19 protein-coding genes, 3 tRNA genes and 1 riboswitch are annotated in these 18,190 nt (G+C 54.4%); of the genes, 11 read left to right on the top strand and 11 right to left on the bottom strand.

All coding sequences use genetic code 11. From position 1 onward, the window contains the following. Nucleotides 1–53: 53 nt before the first annotated feature. From Q8R39_01840 to Q8R39_01805, 8 genes are all read left to right on the top strand, one after another. Nucleotides 54–272: a DUF167 domain-containing protein gene (locus Q8R39_01840; GenBank protein MDP3735149.1), complete on the top strand. Its 219-nt coding sequence runs from the start codon at nucleotides 54–56 to the stop codon at nucleotides 270–272. Nucleotides 273–476: 204 nt separating this feature from the next. Further along, nucleotides 477–1,244 (top strand): thioredoxin domain-containing protein, encoded by a 768-nt coding sequence (locus Q8R39_01835; GenBank protein MDP3735148.1) that lies wholly within the window; start codon nucleotides 477–479, stop codon nucleotides 1,242–1,244. Beyond that, nucleotides 1,241–1,819 carry a hypothetical protein gene (locus Q8R39_01830; GenBank protein ID MDP3735147.1) on the top strand — a complete coding sequence of 193 codons (579 nt, stop codon included), beginning with the start codon at nucleotides 1,241–1,243 and terminating at the stop codon, nucleotides 1,817–1,819. The genes Q8R39_01835 and Q8R39_01830 overlap by 4 nt, the downstream gene beginning before the upstream one ends. Beyond that, a complete protein-coding gene (locus Q8R39_01825) occupies nucleotides 1,816–2,424 on the top strand; it encodes a hypothetical protein (protein MDP3735146.1) in 609 nt (202 codons plus the stop codon). Before Q8R39_01830 ends, Q8R39_01825 begins: the two co-directional genes overlap by 4 nt. Nucleotides 2,425–2,515: 91 nt before the next feature. Continuing rightward, nucleotides 2,516–2,613, top strand: a riboswitch (SAM riboswitch). A 79-nt stretch (nucleotides 2,614–2,692) separates the two neighbouring features. Continuing rightward, nucleotides 2,693–3,202, top strand: coding sequence for a hypothetical protein (locus Q8R39_01820; protein ID MDP3735145.1), 510 nt, complete (start codon nucleotides 2,693–2,695; stop codon nucleotides 3,200–3,202). Nucleotides 3,203–3,213: 11 nt separating this feature from the next. Beyond that, entirely contained in the window at nucleotides 3,214–3,738 is a 525-nt protein-coding gene (locus Q8R39_01815; protein MDP3735144.1) for a hypothetical protein, read from the top strand. A 246-nt stretch (nucleotides 3,739–3,984) separates the two neighbouring features. After that, nucleotides 3,985–4,057: transfer RNA gene (locus Q8R39_01810), tRNA-Thr, on the top strand. Nucleotides 4,058–4,112: 55 nt separating this feature from the next. Next, on the top strand, nucleotides 4,113–5,840 hold the full coding sequence (locus Q8R39_01805) for an ATP-dependent helicase (protein MDP3735143.1): 1,728 nt from the start codon (nucleotides 4,113–4,115) through the stop codon (nucleotides 5,838–5,840). A gap of 126 nt (nucleotides 5,841–5,966) precedes the next feature. Here Q8R39_01805 and Q8R39_01800 read toward each other — a convergent pair whose 3' ends face one another. Further along, on the bottom strand, nucleotides 5,967–7,268 hold the full coding sequence (locus Q8R39_01800) for an endonuclease Q family protein (GenBank protein ID MDP3735142.1): 1,302 nt from the start codon (nucleotides 7,266–7,268) through the stop codon (nucleotides 5,967–5,969). A 207-nt stretch (nucleotides 7,269–7,475) separates the two neighbouring features. Here Q8R39_01800 and Q8R39_01795 point away from each other — a divergent pair, with 207 nt between their 5' ends. Beyond that, nucleotides 7,476–7,895: a hypothetical protein gene (locus Q8R39_01795; GenBank protein ID MDP3735141.1), complete on the top strand. Its 420-nt coding sequence runs from the start codon at nucleotides 7,476–7,478 to the stop codon at nucleotides 7,893–7,895. 131 nt (nucleotides 7,896–8,026) lie between these two features. Then, the gene (locus Q8R39_01790; protein ID MDP3735140.1) at nucleotides 8,027–8,467 is read left to right on the top strand and encodes a hypothetical protein; all 441 of its coding nucleotides are present in this window, start codon (nucleotides 8,027–8,029) and stop codon (nucleotides 8,465–8,467) included. 300 nt (nucleotides 8,468–8,767) lie between these two features. Here the strand turns inward: Q8R39_01790 and Q8R39_01785 are convergent, their stop codons facing one another. From Q8R39_01785 to Q8R39_01755, 7 genes are all read right to left on the bottom strand, one after another. After that, nucleotides 8,768–9,511: a ScpA family protein gene (locus Q8R39_01785; GenBank protein ID MDP3735139.1), complete on the bottom strand. Its 744-nt coding sequence runs from the start codon at nucleotides 9,509–9,511 to the stop codon at nucleotides 8,768–8,770. 225 nt (nucleotides 9,512–9,736) lie between these two features. Further along, nucleotides 9,737–10,756, bottom strand: a complete 1,020-nt coding sequence (locus Q8R39_01780; GenBank protein MDP3735138.1) for a ParB/RepB/Spo0J family partition protein — start codon at nucleotides 10,754–10,756, stop codon at nucleotides 9,737–9,739. Nucleotides 10,757–10,898: 142 nt separating this feature from the next. After that, nucleotides 10,899–11,519, bottom strand: a complete 621-nt coding sequence (locus Q8R39_01775) for a ribonuclease HII (protein ID MDP3735137.1) — start codon at nucleotides 11,517–11,519, stop codon at nucleotides 10,899–10,901. A gap of 393 nt (nucleotides 11,520–11,912) precedes the next feature. Continuing rightward, entirely contained in the window at nucleotides 11,913–13,406 is a 1,494-nt protein-coding gene (locus Q8R39_01770) for a hypothetical protein (protein MDP3735136.1), read from the bottom strand. A gap of 169 nt (nucleotides 13,407–13,575) precedes the next feature. Continuing rightward, nucleotides 13,576–13,649 (bottom strand) — tRNA-Gln (locus tag Q8R39_01765). Between the two features lie 229 nt (nucleotides 13,650–13,878). Continuing rightward, nucleotides 13,879–15,009: an AAA family ATPase gene (locus Q8R39_01760; GenBank protein ID MDP3735135.1), complete on the bottom strand. Its 1,131-nt coding sequence runs from the start codon at nucleotides 15,007–15,009 to the stop codon at nucleotides 13,879–13,881. A 168-nt stretch (nucleotides 15,010–15,177) separates the two neighbouring features. Continuing rightward, a tRNA-Asp gene (locus Q8R39_01755) sits at nucleotides 15,178–15,251 on the bottom strand. A gap of 119 nt (nucleotides 15,252–15,370) precedes the next feature. Here Q8R39_01755 and Q8R39_01750 point away from each other — a divergent pair. Then, entirely contained in the window at nucleotides 15,371–15,574 is a 204-nt protein-coding gene (locus tag Q8R39_01750) for a hypothetical protein (protein MDP3735134.1), read from the top strand. Between the two features lie 80 nt (nucleotides 15,575–15,654). Here Q8R39_01750 and Q8R39_01745 read toward each other — a convergent pair whose 3' ends face one another. The 3 genes from Q8R39_01745 to Q8R39_01735 form a co-directional block, all read right to left on the bottom strand. Beyond that, entirely contained in the window at nucleotides 15,655–15,981 is a 327-nt protein-coding gene (locus Q8R39_01745) for an MscL family protein (protein MDP3735133.1), read from the bottom strand. 152 nt (nucleotides 15,982–16,133) lie between these two features. Next, entirely contained in the window at nucleotides 16,134–17,504 is a 1,371-nt protein-coding gene (locus Q8R39_01740; protein MDP3735132.1) for a hypothetical protein, read from the bottom strand. Next, the gene (locus tag Q8R39_01735) at nucleotides 17,504–18,178 is read right to left on the bottom strand and encodes a hypothetical protein (protein MDP3735131.1); all 675 of its coding nucleotides are present in this window, start codon (nucleotides 18,176–18,178) and stop codon (nucleotides 17,504–17,506) included. Before Q8R39_01735 ends, Q8R39_01740 begins: the two co-directional genes overlap by 1 nt. Between the last annotated feature and the right edge of the window lie 12 nt (nucleotides 18,179–18,190).

Raw genomic sequence — 18,190 nt, 5'->3', positions numbered from 1 at the left:
ACTACCAGTGCTTTTGCGTGTGATCCGAAATTATTTATGGATGGGGCCTCATCATGAAAGTCTTTATCAAAGCGAAGCCGAACGCGCGACGAGAGGCGGTCGAGAAGATTGACGAATCGCATTTTGTCGTTTCCGTCCAAGCGCCAGCACGCCGCGGCAAGGCAAACGCGGGTGTCGCGCACGCGATCGCCGCGTACTTTGGCGTCAGCCCGTCACGCATCCGTTTGGTCTCAGGGGCTTCGGCAAAAAATAAGGTGTTCGAGGTGGCGTAACGGCTGACAAAAAACGCCCGAATGTTTTAGTACTCGGACGTGCACTCCTCTCAATCGACATGCACCGTTGCAGCTCTCCACGCCCCCGTGGTATATATGTGCTATAATCACAAGCGAGCGGAAAGCGAAAAGAGGCCTTTTCATTTTCCGCGAGCGCCGTGATTATATACCAAAAAACATTCGCAAACCTAATAATTATACTCGATGGAAAACGACACTATACAAAAAGAGGCTGGCGTAGGATCTTCGACGTCGCACACCGCTGCAGTATCGCTCTCGATTATCTTCGCGGGCGCGCTTGTTGCGGCCGCGGTGTATTTCTCTGATCGCGGAGGAAGTATCGCGAGGGCGCCAGAGCCCGCAGCAATCGCAGCAGCGCAAGACTCGCAGAGTCTAGACAATATGCGGCCTATCAGCGAGCGTGATCACATTCGTGGCAATCCGAACGCGCCGCTAAAAATAGTCGAATATTCGGACATGGAATGTCCGTTCTGCAAGCGATTCCACCCCACACTAAAGCAGGTGATGGACGAATACGGCAAAGATGGAACCGTTGCGTGGATATATCGACATTTTCCGCTCGACACACTTCATTCAAAGGCGAGGGCCGAGGCTATCGCGAGCGAGTGCGCCGCGGAGAGCGGCGGAAACACTGCGTTTTGGGCGTATCTTGACCGCTTCTATGAATTGACCCCATCGAACGACCAAACAGATATCAAAAAAGTCCTGCCGCAAATAGCATCGGAAATCGGACTCGACGTAAGTAAATTCAACTTCTGCCTCACGGCGGGCAACTATGATGCGCATGTCCAAGACGATCTCGACGATGCGATCGCAACAGGAGGCAACGGTACGCCCTGGAGTATCATCATAACGGAGAGCGGTAAAAAATATCCGCTCTCGGGCGGGCTGCCGTATGCGTCAGTAAAACAGCTGATTGATCTTGCGCTCAAAGAAGAAGAACAGCCATGATAATAGTAGGGGACCTCAGAAACCTACGACGGGCGACGGGCGAGGTGTTTGGCAGAGCTTCGTACGCTGTGCTAGCGGTTGCGCTCACTATACTCGCTTTCCTTCTTGCGGTGTGGCTCCCGAATATCGGTCTGATTGCCGATATCTTCATCTCCTCACACGCGCCGCTCTCTCGCAAACTCACCATCGCCCTGAGTCTGCTCGGCAGTATTTTCACGAACTTCACTCTATTCTCCGCCGGCTACACCATCGCAATTGCCATGCTCTTTGGTGCGAACGTCACGATGATTGTCTACTTTCTCAAGCGCACCCGCCGTCGCCTGCAAGGGCAGGAAATTGCGGCAGGAACTCTCGGCGTCGCAAGCGGCGCGCTCGGCATCGGCTGCGCCGCCTGTGGCTCTTTCCTCTTGAGCACCGTACTCTCTGCAGTCGGCGCCGCTGGTGCCCTTGCGATCTTGCCGCTCCACGGCGGAGAATTCGGTATCCTCGGCGTGGTACTCCTCGTCTTCTCACTCGTCATCATCGCAAAAAAAATCGCTTCGCCATTGATCTGTACTCCCCCACAAACGCCATGAGCCCCTCGAGGAAACAAATCTCATCCGCGCTGGGAATCACTGCGCTTCTCGTCGGTGGCGCACTGGTGCTTGGTGAGTCGGCGAGGCGGCCAGCGTCTGAGGACGACAACCATCACACTGTCCCCACGGCGCTCGCGGCGCAGTTCGAAGCACTCTCCGAGGGCGGCAATTCTTCCTGCTCGGGAGAATTCAAAAATTCCATTGCCGATATGCCGGACGGGGAGCGTATCAGGGGATCGTGCTGCACTCCGATGGAAGTCCACCGCTACAGCGAGCAAATTGAAGGCCTCAAAAAATTCAAAGCTGTAGGCGGGCAAAACATCGCAGAAATTCCCGACGACCCGTATGATATTGATGCACAATTGGCGGAACGCCTCATTGCGTACTACGATCTTGAACTTACCGCAGAAGAGCAACAGGCGTACGACTACGCCATGCTATACTCAAACGAAAAAGGCCCGTGTTGCTGCAGGTGCTGGCGATGGTTCGTCTACGGGGGACTCGGAAAATACCTCATTCAAAATCACGGGTTTACCGGAGAACAATTGACCGAACTCTGGAACCTCTCCGACGGCTGCGGTGGAGACGAGGACCATCAACATTGACAGTTTGATTTTATTGTTTCCTAAAACTACTAAACATTGCCGGCGCGATATACGTTTTGGTACATTTGTATCAGGTACATTTATAACAGAATAAGTATCAAGAGTGAGCCGAGGGAATAGGCCCGATGACGCTCCAGCAACCTGCCATCCGACAAGGTGCTCACCTAACCCATACGGGACAGATATTTATTCTGTTGTTGATTTTTATTACAAATCACAAAGAAAAACGCCCTCATGGGAGGGTGTTTTTCGTTTGTGATTACGGAGGGTGCCGGTGACCAACCTCAATCTGGACGAAGAAAAGAACGAGCTTTTGGGAGAACTCGACCACCTGAATTCGTTGGTCGGCCTGGCAAAGTCGTTGATGAAAAGGAGAAAAGATGTAAAACTCTTCACTGCTATCCAAAATGATCTATTTGTCTTGCAAGCAGGAGTGGTGTGCCCCAATAGCACACCGGCTCTGCAGAAAGAACGCGTGTTCGACTTGCAAAAGGAAACGTATGGTATTGAGTCTACGTTAGAACCGCTTGACCACTTTCTCATTCCCGAAGGCACGACGGGCTCATGCGTGCTCCATTGCGTGCGAACTCAGGCACGGGCGGTTGAGCGGAAAACTGTGGGCTATCTCGACAACCCCACCATCGTGGCATTCTACATGGACCAGTTGGCGTGCCTTATGTTTGCGCTGGCACGAGACATGAACCGCCGCAGCGGGATTCACGAACGCCAACCAACATATGTGACGCGGAAAAGACGCCGTAGCAATAACCCGGCTTAAGGGGAGTAGATGTGGATAGAAGTCAGCACCTTCAAAGATTACGCGAGCAGATCAAGGAACGAGTTCTCGACGAACAACAAGAGGAGCGTAGTCGGTTACGCGAGCGACGCAAGGCGAAAGCAAAATTCACCGCGGCGCAAAAAACTCGGGCGGTGTGGGTGCGGGAGCATGAACCAAAGGCACGCGAAGCGGCGGGCATCGTTTGGAATTGGTACGAGCAGTTTATCGCGTCAGAAGAGTTTCGCGCGTTTTCGGCTGCTTTTCGAGGGCGGAGAAAAGAAGTAAAGATTTCTCGTACCCTTACGTGCTCGACGCCTGACCCTCACCCTGGATTTCCGGATCTCTACAGTCAAGAGAAGCAACTTCTCGGCATAGACGCTTCCGGGACCCTCTATGTTCACAACATAGTCAAATACGGCAAAGCATTTCCGCTATGCGGAGAGGATGCTCTCCTCGAGCATGTCGGATGGCCGATTTTGGTCGAGATAGCCGAAACGATCACGCACGAAACCATATGGGGTATCGTCGGAATATAGTAGGCCAATCGGTCATACGGTCATAAAGTTTCCATGACCGTTCGTAAAAATAGCAATAGTCGCCCAATCTGCACTGCATGGTTGGGCGACGCTGTATTCCCGCTTGACTTTATAACCAGCACTCATCTATAATGTTCTACAAGGTAGCAAGCTTCGTAAAAGACTACGGACTTCATCTACTTACCAGCAAAAAACGCCCACATTGTGGGCGTTTTTTGTTTACGGTATACTTCACTCGGTGGACCCGGGCCCGTAGTTTTATGGAGTAAAATGCTACCTTTGGTAAGTAGAGTAGCGGGTGCAAATCCCGCCGGGTCCACTCAAAAAAATCTGTTCAGGCGAACAGATTTTTTTGTCCCCGTCCACACAAAAATATGCTGTTATCTGATGAACTTGACGCGGATCAAGACACGGCCGTATCCGCGCTTGATGGTCCGGTGGTGATTGTTGCTGGCCCCGGAAGCGGCAAGACGCGCGTTCTCGTCGAGCGCGTGAGCCGCTTGATATGTGAGCGCGGCGTGCCGCCGGAGCAGATCCTCGCCATTACTTTCACGAACAAGGCGGTGGACGAGATACGGGAGCGCATTCGAGCGGCCGTTGCACCGACCACGCTCACGCATCAAGCGCCAATCCACTCTCCCCGCCTTAGCTCCGGCTTCGACGGGCAAGCACTCGCCACCTTCCGCTCTCCCGTAGTCGCCACCTTCCACGCCCTCGCACATACGATGCTCCGCGAGTACGGAGAGCTTGTTGGCGTGCCTCCTAACTTTCGCGTCGGTGAGAAACCGCGCGGAAAGCGGGCGGGCACAAACGACACAGCGCTCGACTTCGACGCACTCCTCTCGCGCGCGCTCGAGCTCCTCCGCACGCACGAGGACGTGCTCGCGCACTACCGCAGTCGCTTCAATTTTATACTCGCCGACGAGTACCAAGACGCAAACGCGCTCCAGAGCACGCTTCTCGATCTCCTCGCCGCGGGGCACCGCAACCTCTGCGTCATCGGCGATCCAAACCAGTCGATCTACTCGTTTCGCGCCGCGGATCCTCGGCATTTCTCCTCGTTCACCGAGCGCTATCCTGACGCCCGCGTGCTGCGCCTCATCCGAAATTACCGTTCTACTCCCTCGATTCTCGCAGTGGCCGGCTCGTGCATCGGGTCTTGTGCAACATCGGATGTCGCACAGCAGGAACAAAAAAGCACACGGCCGCACATCATACATGCAGCCTCCGACCGAGCCGAGGCGCTCTGGATCGTCCGCACGATTGAGCGGGAGATTGGGGGCGCCGACCTTTTGCGCGCTGGCGCAGGTAATTTCTCGTTCGGTGATTTCGCGGTGATCTATCGCCTGCACGCGCTCGCCCGCGAGTTTGAGAGCGCGCTTAACCACGTCGGTATTCCCTTCCGTACGATCGGCGGTGTCGGGTTTTTCGAGCAGCCCGAGGTCCGCAATGTGCTCGAAAAGCTCGAGACGCTCGATCTTCCCGATCACGACGCCGACTACCATGCAAACGCGGAAATCCCTATCGCAGCAAACGACCTAAAGTTTTCGACGCTCTCGCAAGCTGTAAATGCCATCGCGACGCAAAGCAATGCTAAACAGCATGACCGGAGAGTGACACCACGCCGCAACACACTCTCTGACCGCATTCTCGAACTTGTTGGTATCGCAACGCAGTTCGACCACCTCGAGCTAGCCGAGGCGCGCCGCGCGCTCCTTGCGCGCGCGACGCTCGCACGGCCAGAAGATACCCTAGTGTCGGGCGAGGCCGTGATGCTCCTCAGCGCGCACGCCGCAAAGGGCCTTGAATTTCCGGTCGTGTTCGTCGCTGGAGTTGAGGAGGGGCTGTTTCCCTACCTGCGGCCGGACGAAGTGCGCAATGACGAACGCATCGCCGAAGAACGCCGCCTCCTCTACGTCGCGATGACACGCGCGAAAGAGCGACTGTATCTTTCTCAGGCAGCAAAACGAACGCTTTTTGGAAAAACGTACTTCCCCGCCCCCTCGCGTTTTCTTGCGTCCCTTCCCGAGAATCTTTGCGAGCGGATCTTCCTCCGTCCGCCGCAAAAGAGAACAACCACGCCGCAGGCGAGGCTGTTTTGACGACACCAGACGAGAAAAATTTCTGCGAGTCAAAAAATCGCACGTTCAAACGCACGGCTGAGTTCACGGGCAGTGAGTAAGTGGAGCTTACTGGAGTCAATCCCCCCCCCACCGGCAAACTCCTCGTCAAAACAGCTTCGTCTGCGCGCTCGCCGCTCTCGTGGCGAGCGCTATACGTTCTCCATCGTCGAAAATTTTGACGGTTCCGTACTCCCCATCGTAGCCTGGGGCGATATGTACCTCACCCGCCCTCATGCGGCGGACTGCCTCCGCGATGAGCGAGGTCGAAGCGCGCGCGATATCCTCAATCGGCGCATCGAGGAGAATATAAAATTCGTTTCCGAGCGCAGCAAGGAGCGCAAAGTATCGCTCGTCCACGCGCTTGCTCTGCGGCCCGACTTCGAGCGCCTCGGCGATGATCTCGGGAAGCGGCACGATGCTCCGGAATGGCCGCCCGCCGGCCACTCGCGCGCCTGGCCCACGATCTGCAAGTGAAGCAACGCGATGCATAACGCCGACAGTTACGGGCTTTCCACACGCGGGACAAAGCCCGCCTCGCGCGCGGGTTTCCTCGGGCTTGAGGCGCGTCTTGCAAAGCCTGTGACCGTCGAGGTGGTACTTCCCCTCCTCCGGATAAAACTCGATCGTGCTCTCGAAAGCCTCTGGGTCATTGCGCTTGAGCGCCCCGGTGATCGCGGCATAGGAAAGGTTGGTATTAAAAACATTCGCCTCGCGACCGAGCTTGCGCGGCGAATGCGCGTCGGAGTTTGAAACGAGCGCAAGCCTGTCGAGCGCGGAGAGCCGCCAGTTCATCGCGGGGTCAGAGCTGAGCCCCGTCTCAATCGCATGGATATATTTCGCGCTCTCGCCAAACGCCTCCTCAAGGGAATCAAAGCCCGACGCCGATCCGAACACGGCAAAGTGCGGCGTCCATGCGTGGGCAGGGATCAGCATGCACTCCTCGGACGCATCAAGCACGATTTTAAGGAGCTCCTCGGTATCGAGACCGAGGATCGGCCTGCCGTCCGATGAAATGTTGCCAATGCGCCGCAGTGTGTCATTAACCTTCGCTGCGACCTTAAACGACGGCGCGAGAATCAGACTGTGGACCTTGCGCACACGCCCGGCGCGCTTATAGATCGTACTCACCTCGACGGTGAGGAGAAAGCGCATTGCGGCGCGGCAGCGCTCGGGCACCTCACGCGCGATTTCGCGCTCCTCTGCGCTGGAGAGCTTGAAAAGCCCGCTCTCTGCCGGCTCAAGCGTCTCGCGCATCTCGGCAAACCAGAGCGGATGTGTGAAGTCGCCGGTGCCGATCAGCGTCGTGCCCTTCAGCTGCGCCCAGCGCGTGAGCCCCGAGACATTCATCTCGGGCGACGTCGCCCGCGAGTAGTGCGAGTGCGTATGAAAGTCGACAATGAAGTGCATACGTGCATCGTAACAAAAAACCTTCCGGCCGGATATTCCAATGCCAAGCAATCTTCCCTACAACTCACTCACGTAACCAACGGCGAGAAGGGCAATTTGACTTTGTCGCCTTAAGGCTATAGAATTTCAGCCGGAGTCACAATCGAAACGGCAAAGAAACACAGGAAGGGCACGCTCGTGGAAAATTCTAGGTCGGCAAATCAATGGATGTTTGACCTGCTCGAGAATGCGGGCGCAAAAGTGGAAACGTCGCAAGAATTGGTGGGTTGGGGATTCAATTTTACTCATGACTCAAAAGTGGAGGCAGGGTGGGAGCACCACGTTATCAGTGGCACGATCAGTGGAGTTCAGAGTATCGGCGTGGCTAAAATACGCGGTCATCGCGATACGCATGGAAAGATCGTTCTGGCCGAAGACGATGCCACCCTTATCATTCCAGACGGAAGCCCGTGTGGTGGACACCTTGGTCGCATCATCGCTATCACTGCCACGCAACCGTCTGATAAGTGGCGCCTCGCTTATGCGCCATACGCCAATGACAGCACTTTTTCTATAGAGGGCGTCCTCCTCTTAACTCCGCCCCATGGCCTTACCGGCGAAATTACTCTCAAACGGGCTCAATCTTGAGAGAGAGCCGGGTGCAAACTTCCTACGCCCACCTCCCCGTCTTTGAGGAGGTGGGTTTCGCTATTGCGACTGACCGTTCCGCAATACATACAGGGATTGCGCACGCGGGAAAAGGCGGTATACTAAAAAGTATGAAAATGGGGCTTGCGATAGGCGGCATCATCCTTATATTCGTCGGCGGGTTTTTTTTCTTCCGCGGCAAGAGCGCCGAGGCGCCGGAGAGGCCGAATACGAATACAGAAGTAGGTGGCCGTGCGTATATCGAATCGCTCGAACTTAAAGTGCTCGAGTCGTTCCCTGTTCAGGTGCACGCGCGGGTAACGGGCTCGCTCTCGGACGCCTGTACGCGAGTCGCCTCGGTAAATCAATCGCGCGCAGGCAAAACATTTATGCTCGACGTCCGCACCATGCGGCCCGCGGGGGCGTTCTGTGCACAGGTACTCACCCCGTTTGAGGAAACGGCTGTGCTCGACGTCTTCGCGCTCCCGGCTGGCACCTACACCGTGCGCGCGGGAGAAAAAAGCGCCACGTTCAGGCTCGACGTGGACAACATCCTCGAGGACAAGGGGTAGCAACGGACAACACGCAACATGCGGCAGTGCAGCAAGCAACACACGCCCTCTCCCGCAAGAGAGGGCGTGTGTACGCTAGATAAAAAAGCACAGACCGCTCGCTCGGTAAACCTGCCTTGACTCTTAAAAGTGCGGCAGGTCAGTTATGCCTTCCAAAACCGCACGCGAACCGCCAGCCGTACTTTGCGGCAACGATGGCAAGGAGAATATAAAGGCGATAGCAAGCACACGCAGGGCGTAGGTAACAAGCAAGATCGTGACGCCCTGTTGGAAATTGGTCACTTGAAAATTTGAAATTCGTTAGTCGTACCTTGGCACGCCCACGTGATCGCCTTCAATGGTAATGTCCGCAAACGGCGCTTCCTGCGCGGCAGCTACCCCGCCGCGCCTCACGAGTTCAAGCAACGCGAGGAAGCTTACTATAAGATCAAGCCGGTCCCGTGATGCCGCTCTGATGTCGGAAAAACTCACTGCAAACGCACGCTCGATCCGCTCGGCGAGCGTGCGCACCACTTCTTCTAGGTGTACCGTCCGGCGTACAAGAGTCTCCGGGATACGAGACGCCTCGGACGACACCGAACTCACGATGCCCTGGACAGTCTCGACAATAACCGCCATGGTGAGCCGACTTCCGGGCGCAAAAATCGGAATCGGCTCAACGCGAGCACGACGCGCATAGAGCGCCGGACCTGCCGCCAAACGAGCGAGCTCTCGCGCCGACTCGCGCAGGACAGCGAGCCGCCGCAGCCGCTCTTCGAGATCGCGAATGTCGCCTTCTTCCTCGCTCGTGAAATCGAGCGTCGGCAAGAGCGAGCGCGACTTTATGAGGAGGAGTGTTGCAGCGGTGAGCACGAACTGCGCGGTCTCGCCCACCGGTACACGCTCTAGGGCCCGTACATGTGCCGTGTATGCATCCGCCACGGAAGCCAAGGCAACCTCGCTGATCGAAAGTTTTCGATCCTCGATTAAAGTAAGCAGGAGGTCGAGCGGTCCTTCAAAACCGACCGTTTTCACCAAATAACTGTCCTCGACGTCCGGTTGCATGCTTCAAGTATATGCTCCAAAGCGTATTACGCAAAGATATAGCGTACGGACGCGTATGCTACCTCACTGAATGACTTATGGTGTTAGAGCCTATCCACTATCTTCATTCCGGCCTGAAATTTGCTGATTTTGGCTGTGACTTGTCAAAAATTTCTTGAAATATCTCGATATCCCTCACAATACAGAACAAACGCTTATAAAAGCGTACACGAGCTTATAAATTTGTCAAATCGTAAAATTTTTGACTGTGTAGAGGTCGGCGTCGTCTTGCTCTTCGAGAGGTTGTGGCGCGGGAGTCGGCACATCTTCACCACGAGGTATTTCGGGAACAACGAGCGTCTCAGCGTCGCCAGTAGCTTCTAATCCCATGTCCTCCGCCGAAGCGACAGGTCGCTCAAGCGCCTCGAGCGCTGCGGCGGCACTCTGGCGCGCCTGAAGCAGAGCAACAATATTGTTGAGGTCGTCCGGCGAGAAATAGTCAATGACCACTTTGCCGCCGACATCCCCACGCCGCTCAATCTGTACGCGCGTGCCGAAGCGCTCCGAGAGCGAGCGCTCGAGCGCGAGAATATCCGGGTCGTCATTTATCCTCTTCCGCGCTCGCTCGACGGCGATACGTCGCGCGATGCCCTCGGCCTCGCGCACGGGCATCTGTCGCAACACAATCTCGCGAAAGAGCGTCAGCTGCTCCTCGGCCCTCGTTGTGAGCATGAGGAGCGGCCGCGTGTGTCCCTCGGTTATTTTCTTCTCGGCAAGCGCAGCGAGTATCTCCTCGGGCAAGCCCAAGATCCTGATCGTGTTTGTCACCGACACGCGGCTCTTCCCTATCCTGCGTCCGATCTCGCTGTGAGAAAAACCGAACTCGCCCGCAAGCCGCGCGAATGCGCGGGCACGATCGATGGGGCTCAAGTCCTCCCGCTGGAGATTCTCGATTATTGCAAGCTCGAGCTTCGTGCGGTCATTCTCAGGCCCGCCACGAATGATGACTGGTATCTGCGCAATGCCAGCGAGCTTCGAGGCCCGCACCCGCCGCTCTCCGGCGATGAGTTCGTACTCGACCGCAAGCCCGCCGTCCTCTTTCGGCACCTCGATGCGCGAGACCACGATCGGCTGCAGCACCCCGTACTGGCGAATGGAGTCCGCAAGGTCGCGTAGCCGCGCGTCGTCAAACTCGCGGCGCGGCTGGTACGGGTTCGGCCTGATCTTGTCAACTTCGACCCAAAAGATGGCGTTGTTTTCAAACATGGTTTACACAATTTCAACTGCTCACTTCGGATTTCAAATTGCAGAATTGCCGAGCGGAAATGCGTATGCACATTGTATCATGCCGCGAGGCCATGACAACTCTCTCGGCTGTGGCTTGACAGCAGCACTGGAACGTAGAGATTCAAATCACACCGCGCAAAAAGCTTCTGCGGTGGATCGCGCAGGGCCCGTACCGCTCGAGCGCGGCATAATGGGCACTCGTGCCGTAGCCTTTGTGGCGCTCGAAGCCGTAGTTCGGAAAGCGACGGGCCATACGCACCATGTGGCGATCCCGCAGCACCTTCGCGACAATTGATGCAAGCGAAATAAGCGGCTCTGTCTCATCGCCGCGGATGATCGTGCGCTGCTCTCTGAAGCGCTTCGGCGCGATGAGCAGTCCGTCGAGAAGCACACTCGAGAGCCGAGGCACCAGCGTGAGTTTTCGGAGTACGCGCGCCACGGCGAGCCGCGCCGCGGCGCTGATACCCCGCGCGTCAATCACCGATGCACGGACGAAAGTTACCACAAAGCGAAGTTCGCCTCTCTTCTGCACACTCACGAGGGCGGCAAACCACTGCTCTCGCTGCTCTGCGGTAAGCCGTTTTGAATCGCGCAGAGGCCCCAAACCTGTGGATAACTTGTTCAACACCGAGTGTTGAATATTACCGAGGGCGACAGCCCCGAGAGCCAAAGGCCCGGCGAGTGGTCCTCGCCCTGCTTCGTCAATTCCTACCACAATGTGTACTTCTCGCGCAGTGTACATACTTACAGACTTTGAATAACGAAATTGCCGACGGAGACACACACCCAATGTCACACCACGACGAAGCTCCAATTTCCAACCAACAATTTCCAAACAAATCTCAATATTCAAAATCCAATTTCCAAACACGACGTACGTGTTTGAGATTTGATGCATTGGAATTTGAAGTTTGTTTTGAAATTGTTGGTTGGAGCTTGGAATTTACATGAACTGGAGCTTGTTTTTTGAAGCTTGGAGCTTTCGCACGGCGGGGGTCGCCCGACATCTTTGCTCATAGCGACAATTGAACTGATTCTAGCAAAAATTGTTGCACAGAAACCCCCCAAACACCTCCCCGATATCGCACGGGGAGGCGTTTGGTCGTTCTGATAATTCTGTCAACGCATCGCGGGTTTATTCGGGGCGTACAAGCGTACAAGTATTCTGATTCTGTAATCGAAGCGTGCCGACGTTTGATCCGCTCTGGCCTGCGAGAGGCCCCCCCGGCGCTCCGACAAAGTCGATGCGGTAGGTGATGTCGAAGAAACTGTCCACGGCCCAACTCCCGTCCGGCTGTGCAGTTAGCATGGTGTGACCGGGACTTGGTAAGCCATAACCACTTCCGGCGGTAATGCGAAGTAAATCAAAATCAGGATCCCCAGGAGGCAACTGCCCCTGCAGCTCGAACATATCCGTATCAAACGATTGCACCGGCTCTCCCGGCTCTCGTGGGCTAGTCGTAATCTTCCCGCCTACAGGCATATGCAAGACACGGCCGCCTCCCGAGAGTGACAACTGCAGCATCTCGGTTTCGAAAAGATATGTTTCTCCTAATTCCGGACTGCCACCGCGCGTAATAACCGTATCGGGGCCGCTCTGGAGCATAACGTCTGCCGTAAGTCCTGTCCCCACCGGCGAGAGCGGTACAATCGTCAGTTGCCCGCCAGTGTTTTGATATAGTGTGTCAGAATCTAAAAGCACCGCCGTTCCATCAACATCTGGTCGGACACAGACATCTATAGGCAGGTGTGTTTTAACTGTTGGAACACAGACTTCTTCTGTTCGCACGGCCTTGAGTGCCTTGACTCCGAATTGGTCATTGGTGAGAACCGGGCGATTTAGAGAATTATGCGGGATGACCTCGTAGCACATCAAGTGATTCCTTTCGTCAATAATTTCATTGATCCTTCCGTCATGGGTCTTTTCTACGGGGTTACAGAGATAGCGCGCACGGATCAGTTCAAACGTATTTTTTTGGAATTGATCCCCGAGCAATACGCCATCGGTAAGAGTGTAGGGTTCTACGTCATAGCAGAGATAGTGGTCGGCATTCTTGGGGATAGACGGAACGATTGCCGCCACTAGCCTACCTACCAGAGAGTCTGGCGCTGTGGACAATACGGTATCAATAGGAATACCGATCTTTCTCTTACCGGCAGGCGTCAGCAGATAGCGGGGCTTCAGCGCCGAGATTGTCCGTCGTTCAAACTGATTTTCTATGAATACGGAACGCGGCGCAAATGGGGCGGGGCTTTGAATTCCGTACGCCACATAATGAAGATCCGGTCTTTTGGGATCAAACAATAGCCCCTGATGAATTTTCCTAACCGGATTCAGCAATCTTTCAATTGAGAAAACCACGAAATCCGTAGGGTTAATGAACTGATCGTCCAGAACAATGTTCACCGGATTGATGGGTTTATTTACGAGATAACTTAAATAGTGATCGCAATTGACACCCTCATCTATAACTCCGTCGCCGTTGTCGTCTATGCCATTGCAGATTTCCGTTTTTGGCGTTCCCTGCGCAAAGATAACCCGTGCAGTATTCAAGAGAAACAGAGAAAAAACGGCCAAAAGAGACAACACTCCAACTTTAATCCAAAGTATTTTTGTTATTTTTTTCATAAGATTAAGATATATTTGTTAAAATTAAGCGCCTATATGCGCATCGACCTTGCATGGTGCTTTGAGGAGTATAGGTCAAAGGAAGGTGGGCGTCAATTTTTTGAAGAGAAAAGACCCCGATGGCTCAACGGCAAGCCAAAAAGCGGCTCTCACCGCCTTGTCTCCACGCTGGCTGCGGGGGAAGGATTCGGACCTTCATAACGGGATCCAAAGTCCCGTGTCCTGCCATTAGACGACCCCGCAATTATTTGCTAATCCGCCTATCCATCCAGACACCTTTCGATTAAGACGAGAACTTCTTCTGATACGCACTCTCAATGATCCATTGTAAGACTGTCCGGTGTTTTTACGGACAGTTGCTATCTTATGTTTTTTGAAATAAATTCTTGTAAAATCTTCTTTGTTGAAAGAAATTATATCCGCCCAAAAATTGATCACCCTCACACAATCAGCTGTTTCGTGAATATAAATTTCACATACGATATCTCTTTTTGGAATGCAGAGTGCCTCCTTCAACCATCGCATATACAATCTTATCATTTGAGGGATCGAGTGAATCTACCAGTGCAAGCTCGAGGGGGAGTTCGGGGATTGCAGCGCGGGGGATCTCCGCAGCGGCGGCGAGAAAGACGGCGAGCGTGGCGGAGTTGATGGGGGTATCGGAGCGGCGTGCAAGTTCTCTTGCCGTCGCAAAGTCTTCGTCCGAGAGCTCGCCGCGAATAAAATCCGCCATGTCCGGCGCGTAGCGGAGCAGGAGGATAAAACGCAATCGCCTCAGTAAAAGTTCGGCGAAAAGCCGAAGGTCTCCTCCCTGCCCTGCCGCAGTGCCCACGAGGGCGAGCGCAGCGGGGAGATTGCGCTCCGCAAGTGCACCGACAAAATCGCGGATGAGTGCGGCGGATGGTGCGCCGAGTATTGTCGCGGCGGCATCAGCAGAGATGAGCGAGCGTTTTATTTTTTTGTCGGCCAGTGCATCAGCGCCGCCCGCGCTCAACACTTTCTGAAGCGCTCCGAGCGTGTCACGAAACGACCCATCGCCGATGAGGGCAACAAGCTCCGCAGCCTGCGGCTCAAGCGTGTAGCCCTCCGCCTCCGCGACCGAGAGCGCACACTCGCCGAGCTCGCGGAGCGCGGGTTTGCGGAATCGGTGGAGCTCGCAGCGCGAGACAACGGTCTCCGGCACTTTCTCGAGTTCGGTCGTTGCGAGGATGAAGAGCGCGTGCGGCGGCGGCTCCTCGAGGGTTTTGAGGAGCGCGTTATACGCGTCCTTTGTCAGGCTATGACATTCGTCGATAATGTAGCATTTGTACGGCGAGCCGAAGGGTAGCGTATGTACCTGCTCGCGGAGCGCGCGCACATCGTCAATGCCGCGGTTTGACGCCGCGTCTATTTCGTAAAGATCGCTCTCGCCGACGCCTGCCGCGCGCGCAAAAATGCGCGCAACCGAGGTCTTGCCCGTGCCCCGCGAACCAGCAAAGAGATAGGCGTGCGCAATCGAGCCACCCTTAAGAGCACCCTCAAGCGCCCTCGTCACCTGCGGCTGACCCGCAACCTCGGCGAAACTCGTTGGACGATATTTTCTATAAAGCGCGACGCTCGGCATCAGGGAGAGTATAGCACACACCCGTTACTCTCGGATGACAAGTTCGCACCAGATTTGACGCCTCACGGATCGACTGTTCTATTTCAGGGCCCTATCTTGATTGGAAAATACTTTACTCAGATTCGGGCAACTAAAAAGGACCGCTAAACAAGGGTCTTTTTAGCTTTGCGCGGCCGAAGGGATTTGAACCCTCGATCTCTGCCGTGACAGGGCAGCGCTTTTCCAGGCTAAGCTACGGCCGCAAAAACAGCCTCATTGTAGCAGAAAAAAGAAACACCCGCACGGCCACAGCATCGTAAGAAAATCTATACCGTGCTACCATGTATACTGGTCGAGAGTTTAGCAATATACAGAAAAAATTATGACTTCATATAAAATGACATGCCCGTGCGGCGATACGATGACCGTAGAAGCCGCGACCAGAGACGAGGCAGTCGCGAAATTTAAGAGCATGATGAATGAGGCCGGCATCAAGGCGCATATGGACGAAAAGCATCCGGGAGAGCCCCTGATTTCAGTCGCTGACTGTCACCGCATGATTGAACAACAGGTATCTCCGGTATAGCGTCTACTATTTCCGTACAACATCAAACCCGCCGCGTGACAGTTTTGCGTGGCGTGTTTTTTGTGCCCGTGTTCAATACGTCATTGCTTCTTCTTATCAACCTTGTCGAGTCCCAGCATCCGCACCCCAACATAGACGACGGCCGCAACGATAATGAAGTCGATGGCCGTTTTGACGAGGTTCCCCCATTTCACCACAGCGGATCCTACTCTAAGCGACTCCTCACTTAAATCGCCAGCGGCACCAAGCGCAAGGCCGAGAAGCGGATTAATGACGTCCCCGACGAGCGAACCGACAAGCCGTGTTGCCGCTCCGCCGACCATGAAGCCGACCGCAAAGCCGACCACGCCCTGCTCGCGCACAAAATCAAAAAACCCGCGGATTGTGTATGACATTCGATGTTCCATTCATATATCCTACCGCATCTTTACGGCAACACAAAACTCACGTTATAGACCATAAAAAATGCTACCGAAGGGTGAGGATCAGACCCCAAATGACGACTATAAAAATCACCCCAATGCGCACAAACAGTGAGCATTGGGGTGATATAGAGTAACTATTCCACACCAAGAACGATGTGAGAAAAAAATAAAGTACTTTTACTTTTCGTCATCGTCTCCTTTCGTTCCATGAGTTGTTCCCATTCGGTATTGGGATATATCGGTGTCAAGGTAAACGGTTGAGCGCCAGAAAGTCCAACGATCCCCCGTCCAGGGCATAGAAACGGCTCAACGTGCGGAACAATCGCGTCGGTGAGCTGCAGGCGAGGAGATGTATATTCCGCGGGTGGAATATAATGGTGTTCAAACGCTATTGCAGGATCCACGGTGCCAAGTAGATACAGTCGGGCCTTACTTACCGCATCCCCTTCGAATACTTGATGATCAATAGTAATCCTCTGGGGCATAACAGCAGCTCGATCTATGTACAGCACACTCAACCCGCGAGCAAGGTATTCGAGAGCCTCTTGGTATCTGTTTTCTAACGCGCTCGTCCATCCTTCCAGCGATGTTTCTTGTACAACCCCTCCTGGATCTGCACCTCCCATGCGAGTCAGATCCAGTTCGCGCCGTGCATGTCGGAAACTCCATCTGATCTCTGGCGCATTGAGTCCGGAGGATTTCGCTCGCTCGAACAACTCGATGGCCGGGACCGCAGCAAGGTTGTGGCTTGCGATGAAATCGCGCAGAGGATCGGATTTCTCTTTGGGCAGTACTTTTCTGCCACGCGCTAATTTCTCCACCGCTTCGGTGTACCTCGCGTACATTTCGGATTTTCGTTTCTCGTCAGGAGGAGCGGAAAAAGAAAAAGCGAACGAGGCGACGATGATCTGCATATGTCCGGTGATCGGCCTGACACTTCCACTCTTTGAAGCAAAGCCCATCATCCGCCCCGCAAGGTAACTCTGAAACCATTCGCCGAACCGGATTTTAGATTCCTGTGCCTGAAAGAACGCTTCACGTCTTTCCTGCGCCTCTCTGAGCGCACGCAGGTCAGCTTGATGTTGCACTTTTAACTGCGCTATATCTTCCGGATGGGCCTGTTCTTGATGATGAAGCCGCGCGCGCAGATTTGCAATATCATCCTGTAAGCTCTGAATTCGTGCCCGAAGTGAACGTTCTCCAAGACGCTCATACGAACGGTCATCTCGCGCCTTAGTCAATGCGTCAGCAAACACTTCCTGGTCTTTGATAAAATCAAAGGCGTCAGAAAGTGTCTTCAACCCTGCAACCATCTCGCCTTGTCGTTGGTCAGGATGCACCCGTCTCAATAGATCTCGGATGCTCCACCGTGTATGTTCATAGAGAACATCCACCGGGAGGCCAAGGTCCAGAAGTGCGACTGACGGCCTGATCAATGCAAGGACATTCGCCGGTATTTTCTTCTTGCCCTCCAATTCATCCAGGATTTCACTCCCCCAGTCCATTATTCATCACCCCTTTCTTCATATGCGTCTTCTTCTACGCGCCCCAGGGCTACGATGTCTTTCTGGTTATCATCAGGCCATTCCGTAAAATGGCCAAGAACCATTTCAACATCGTCAACGGTGACAATATCGAGATCTAGCACTTCCGGGTGTTCACTGTCTGAATACGCAACTGCGTAGAGAATCCCCATCATCGCTTGCGATGAAAAGGTGCGCATACCAAGCTTGCGCATAAGGGTCTGGAGATTATCCCCGATCAGGTTGTACACTTCTTCTGCCCGATCCCCAAACCGCTCCACAAAGCGCATTGCCACGTCCTTACTGACAAACCCTCGGCTCATTAGTAAGAGAGTCTGCGCAGTATTCTCAAGCACCCTGTTGCCTTTACCCTTCGCACCGAAATCGGCTGGGTAGAGATCTTGTCCGCTATTAAAATAGCGGAAACATGCGGAGATGGTTTCCGGGTGCGCGGCTCGCTTCCATATGCGGCTTATGATGACATAAACTCGCTGTTCAAATTTTGACGGGAACGCCTCCTCTGTCCGCTTAACGAGGGTTTCAGGTTTAAAACGGAGTCGCTTTGCGGCAGCACGCACATGAGGGTTTGTTGGAGAAAGCTCCATCTCATTAAGCCGCGCTAACGCCTTCATCCGCGGTTCTTGATCTTCTGCCATGACCTCACTCCT

The sequence above is a fragment of the bacterium genome (assembly GCA_030697645.1).
Classification (GTDB): Bacteria; Patescibacteriota; Minisyncoccia; order Phycocordibacterales; family VMGT01; genus JAUYPI01.
This window is presented reverse-complemented; position numbering and strand designations above follow the sequence as displayed.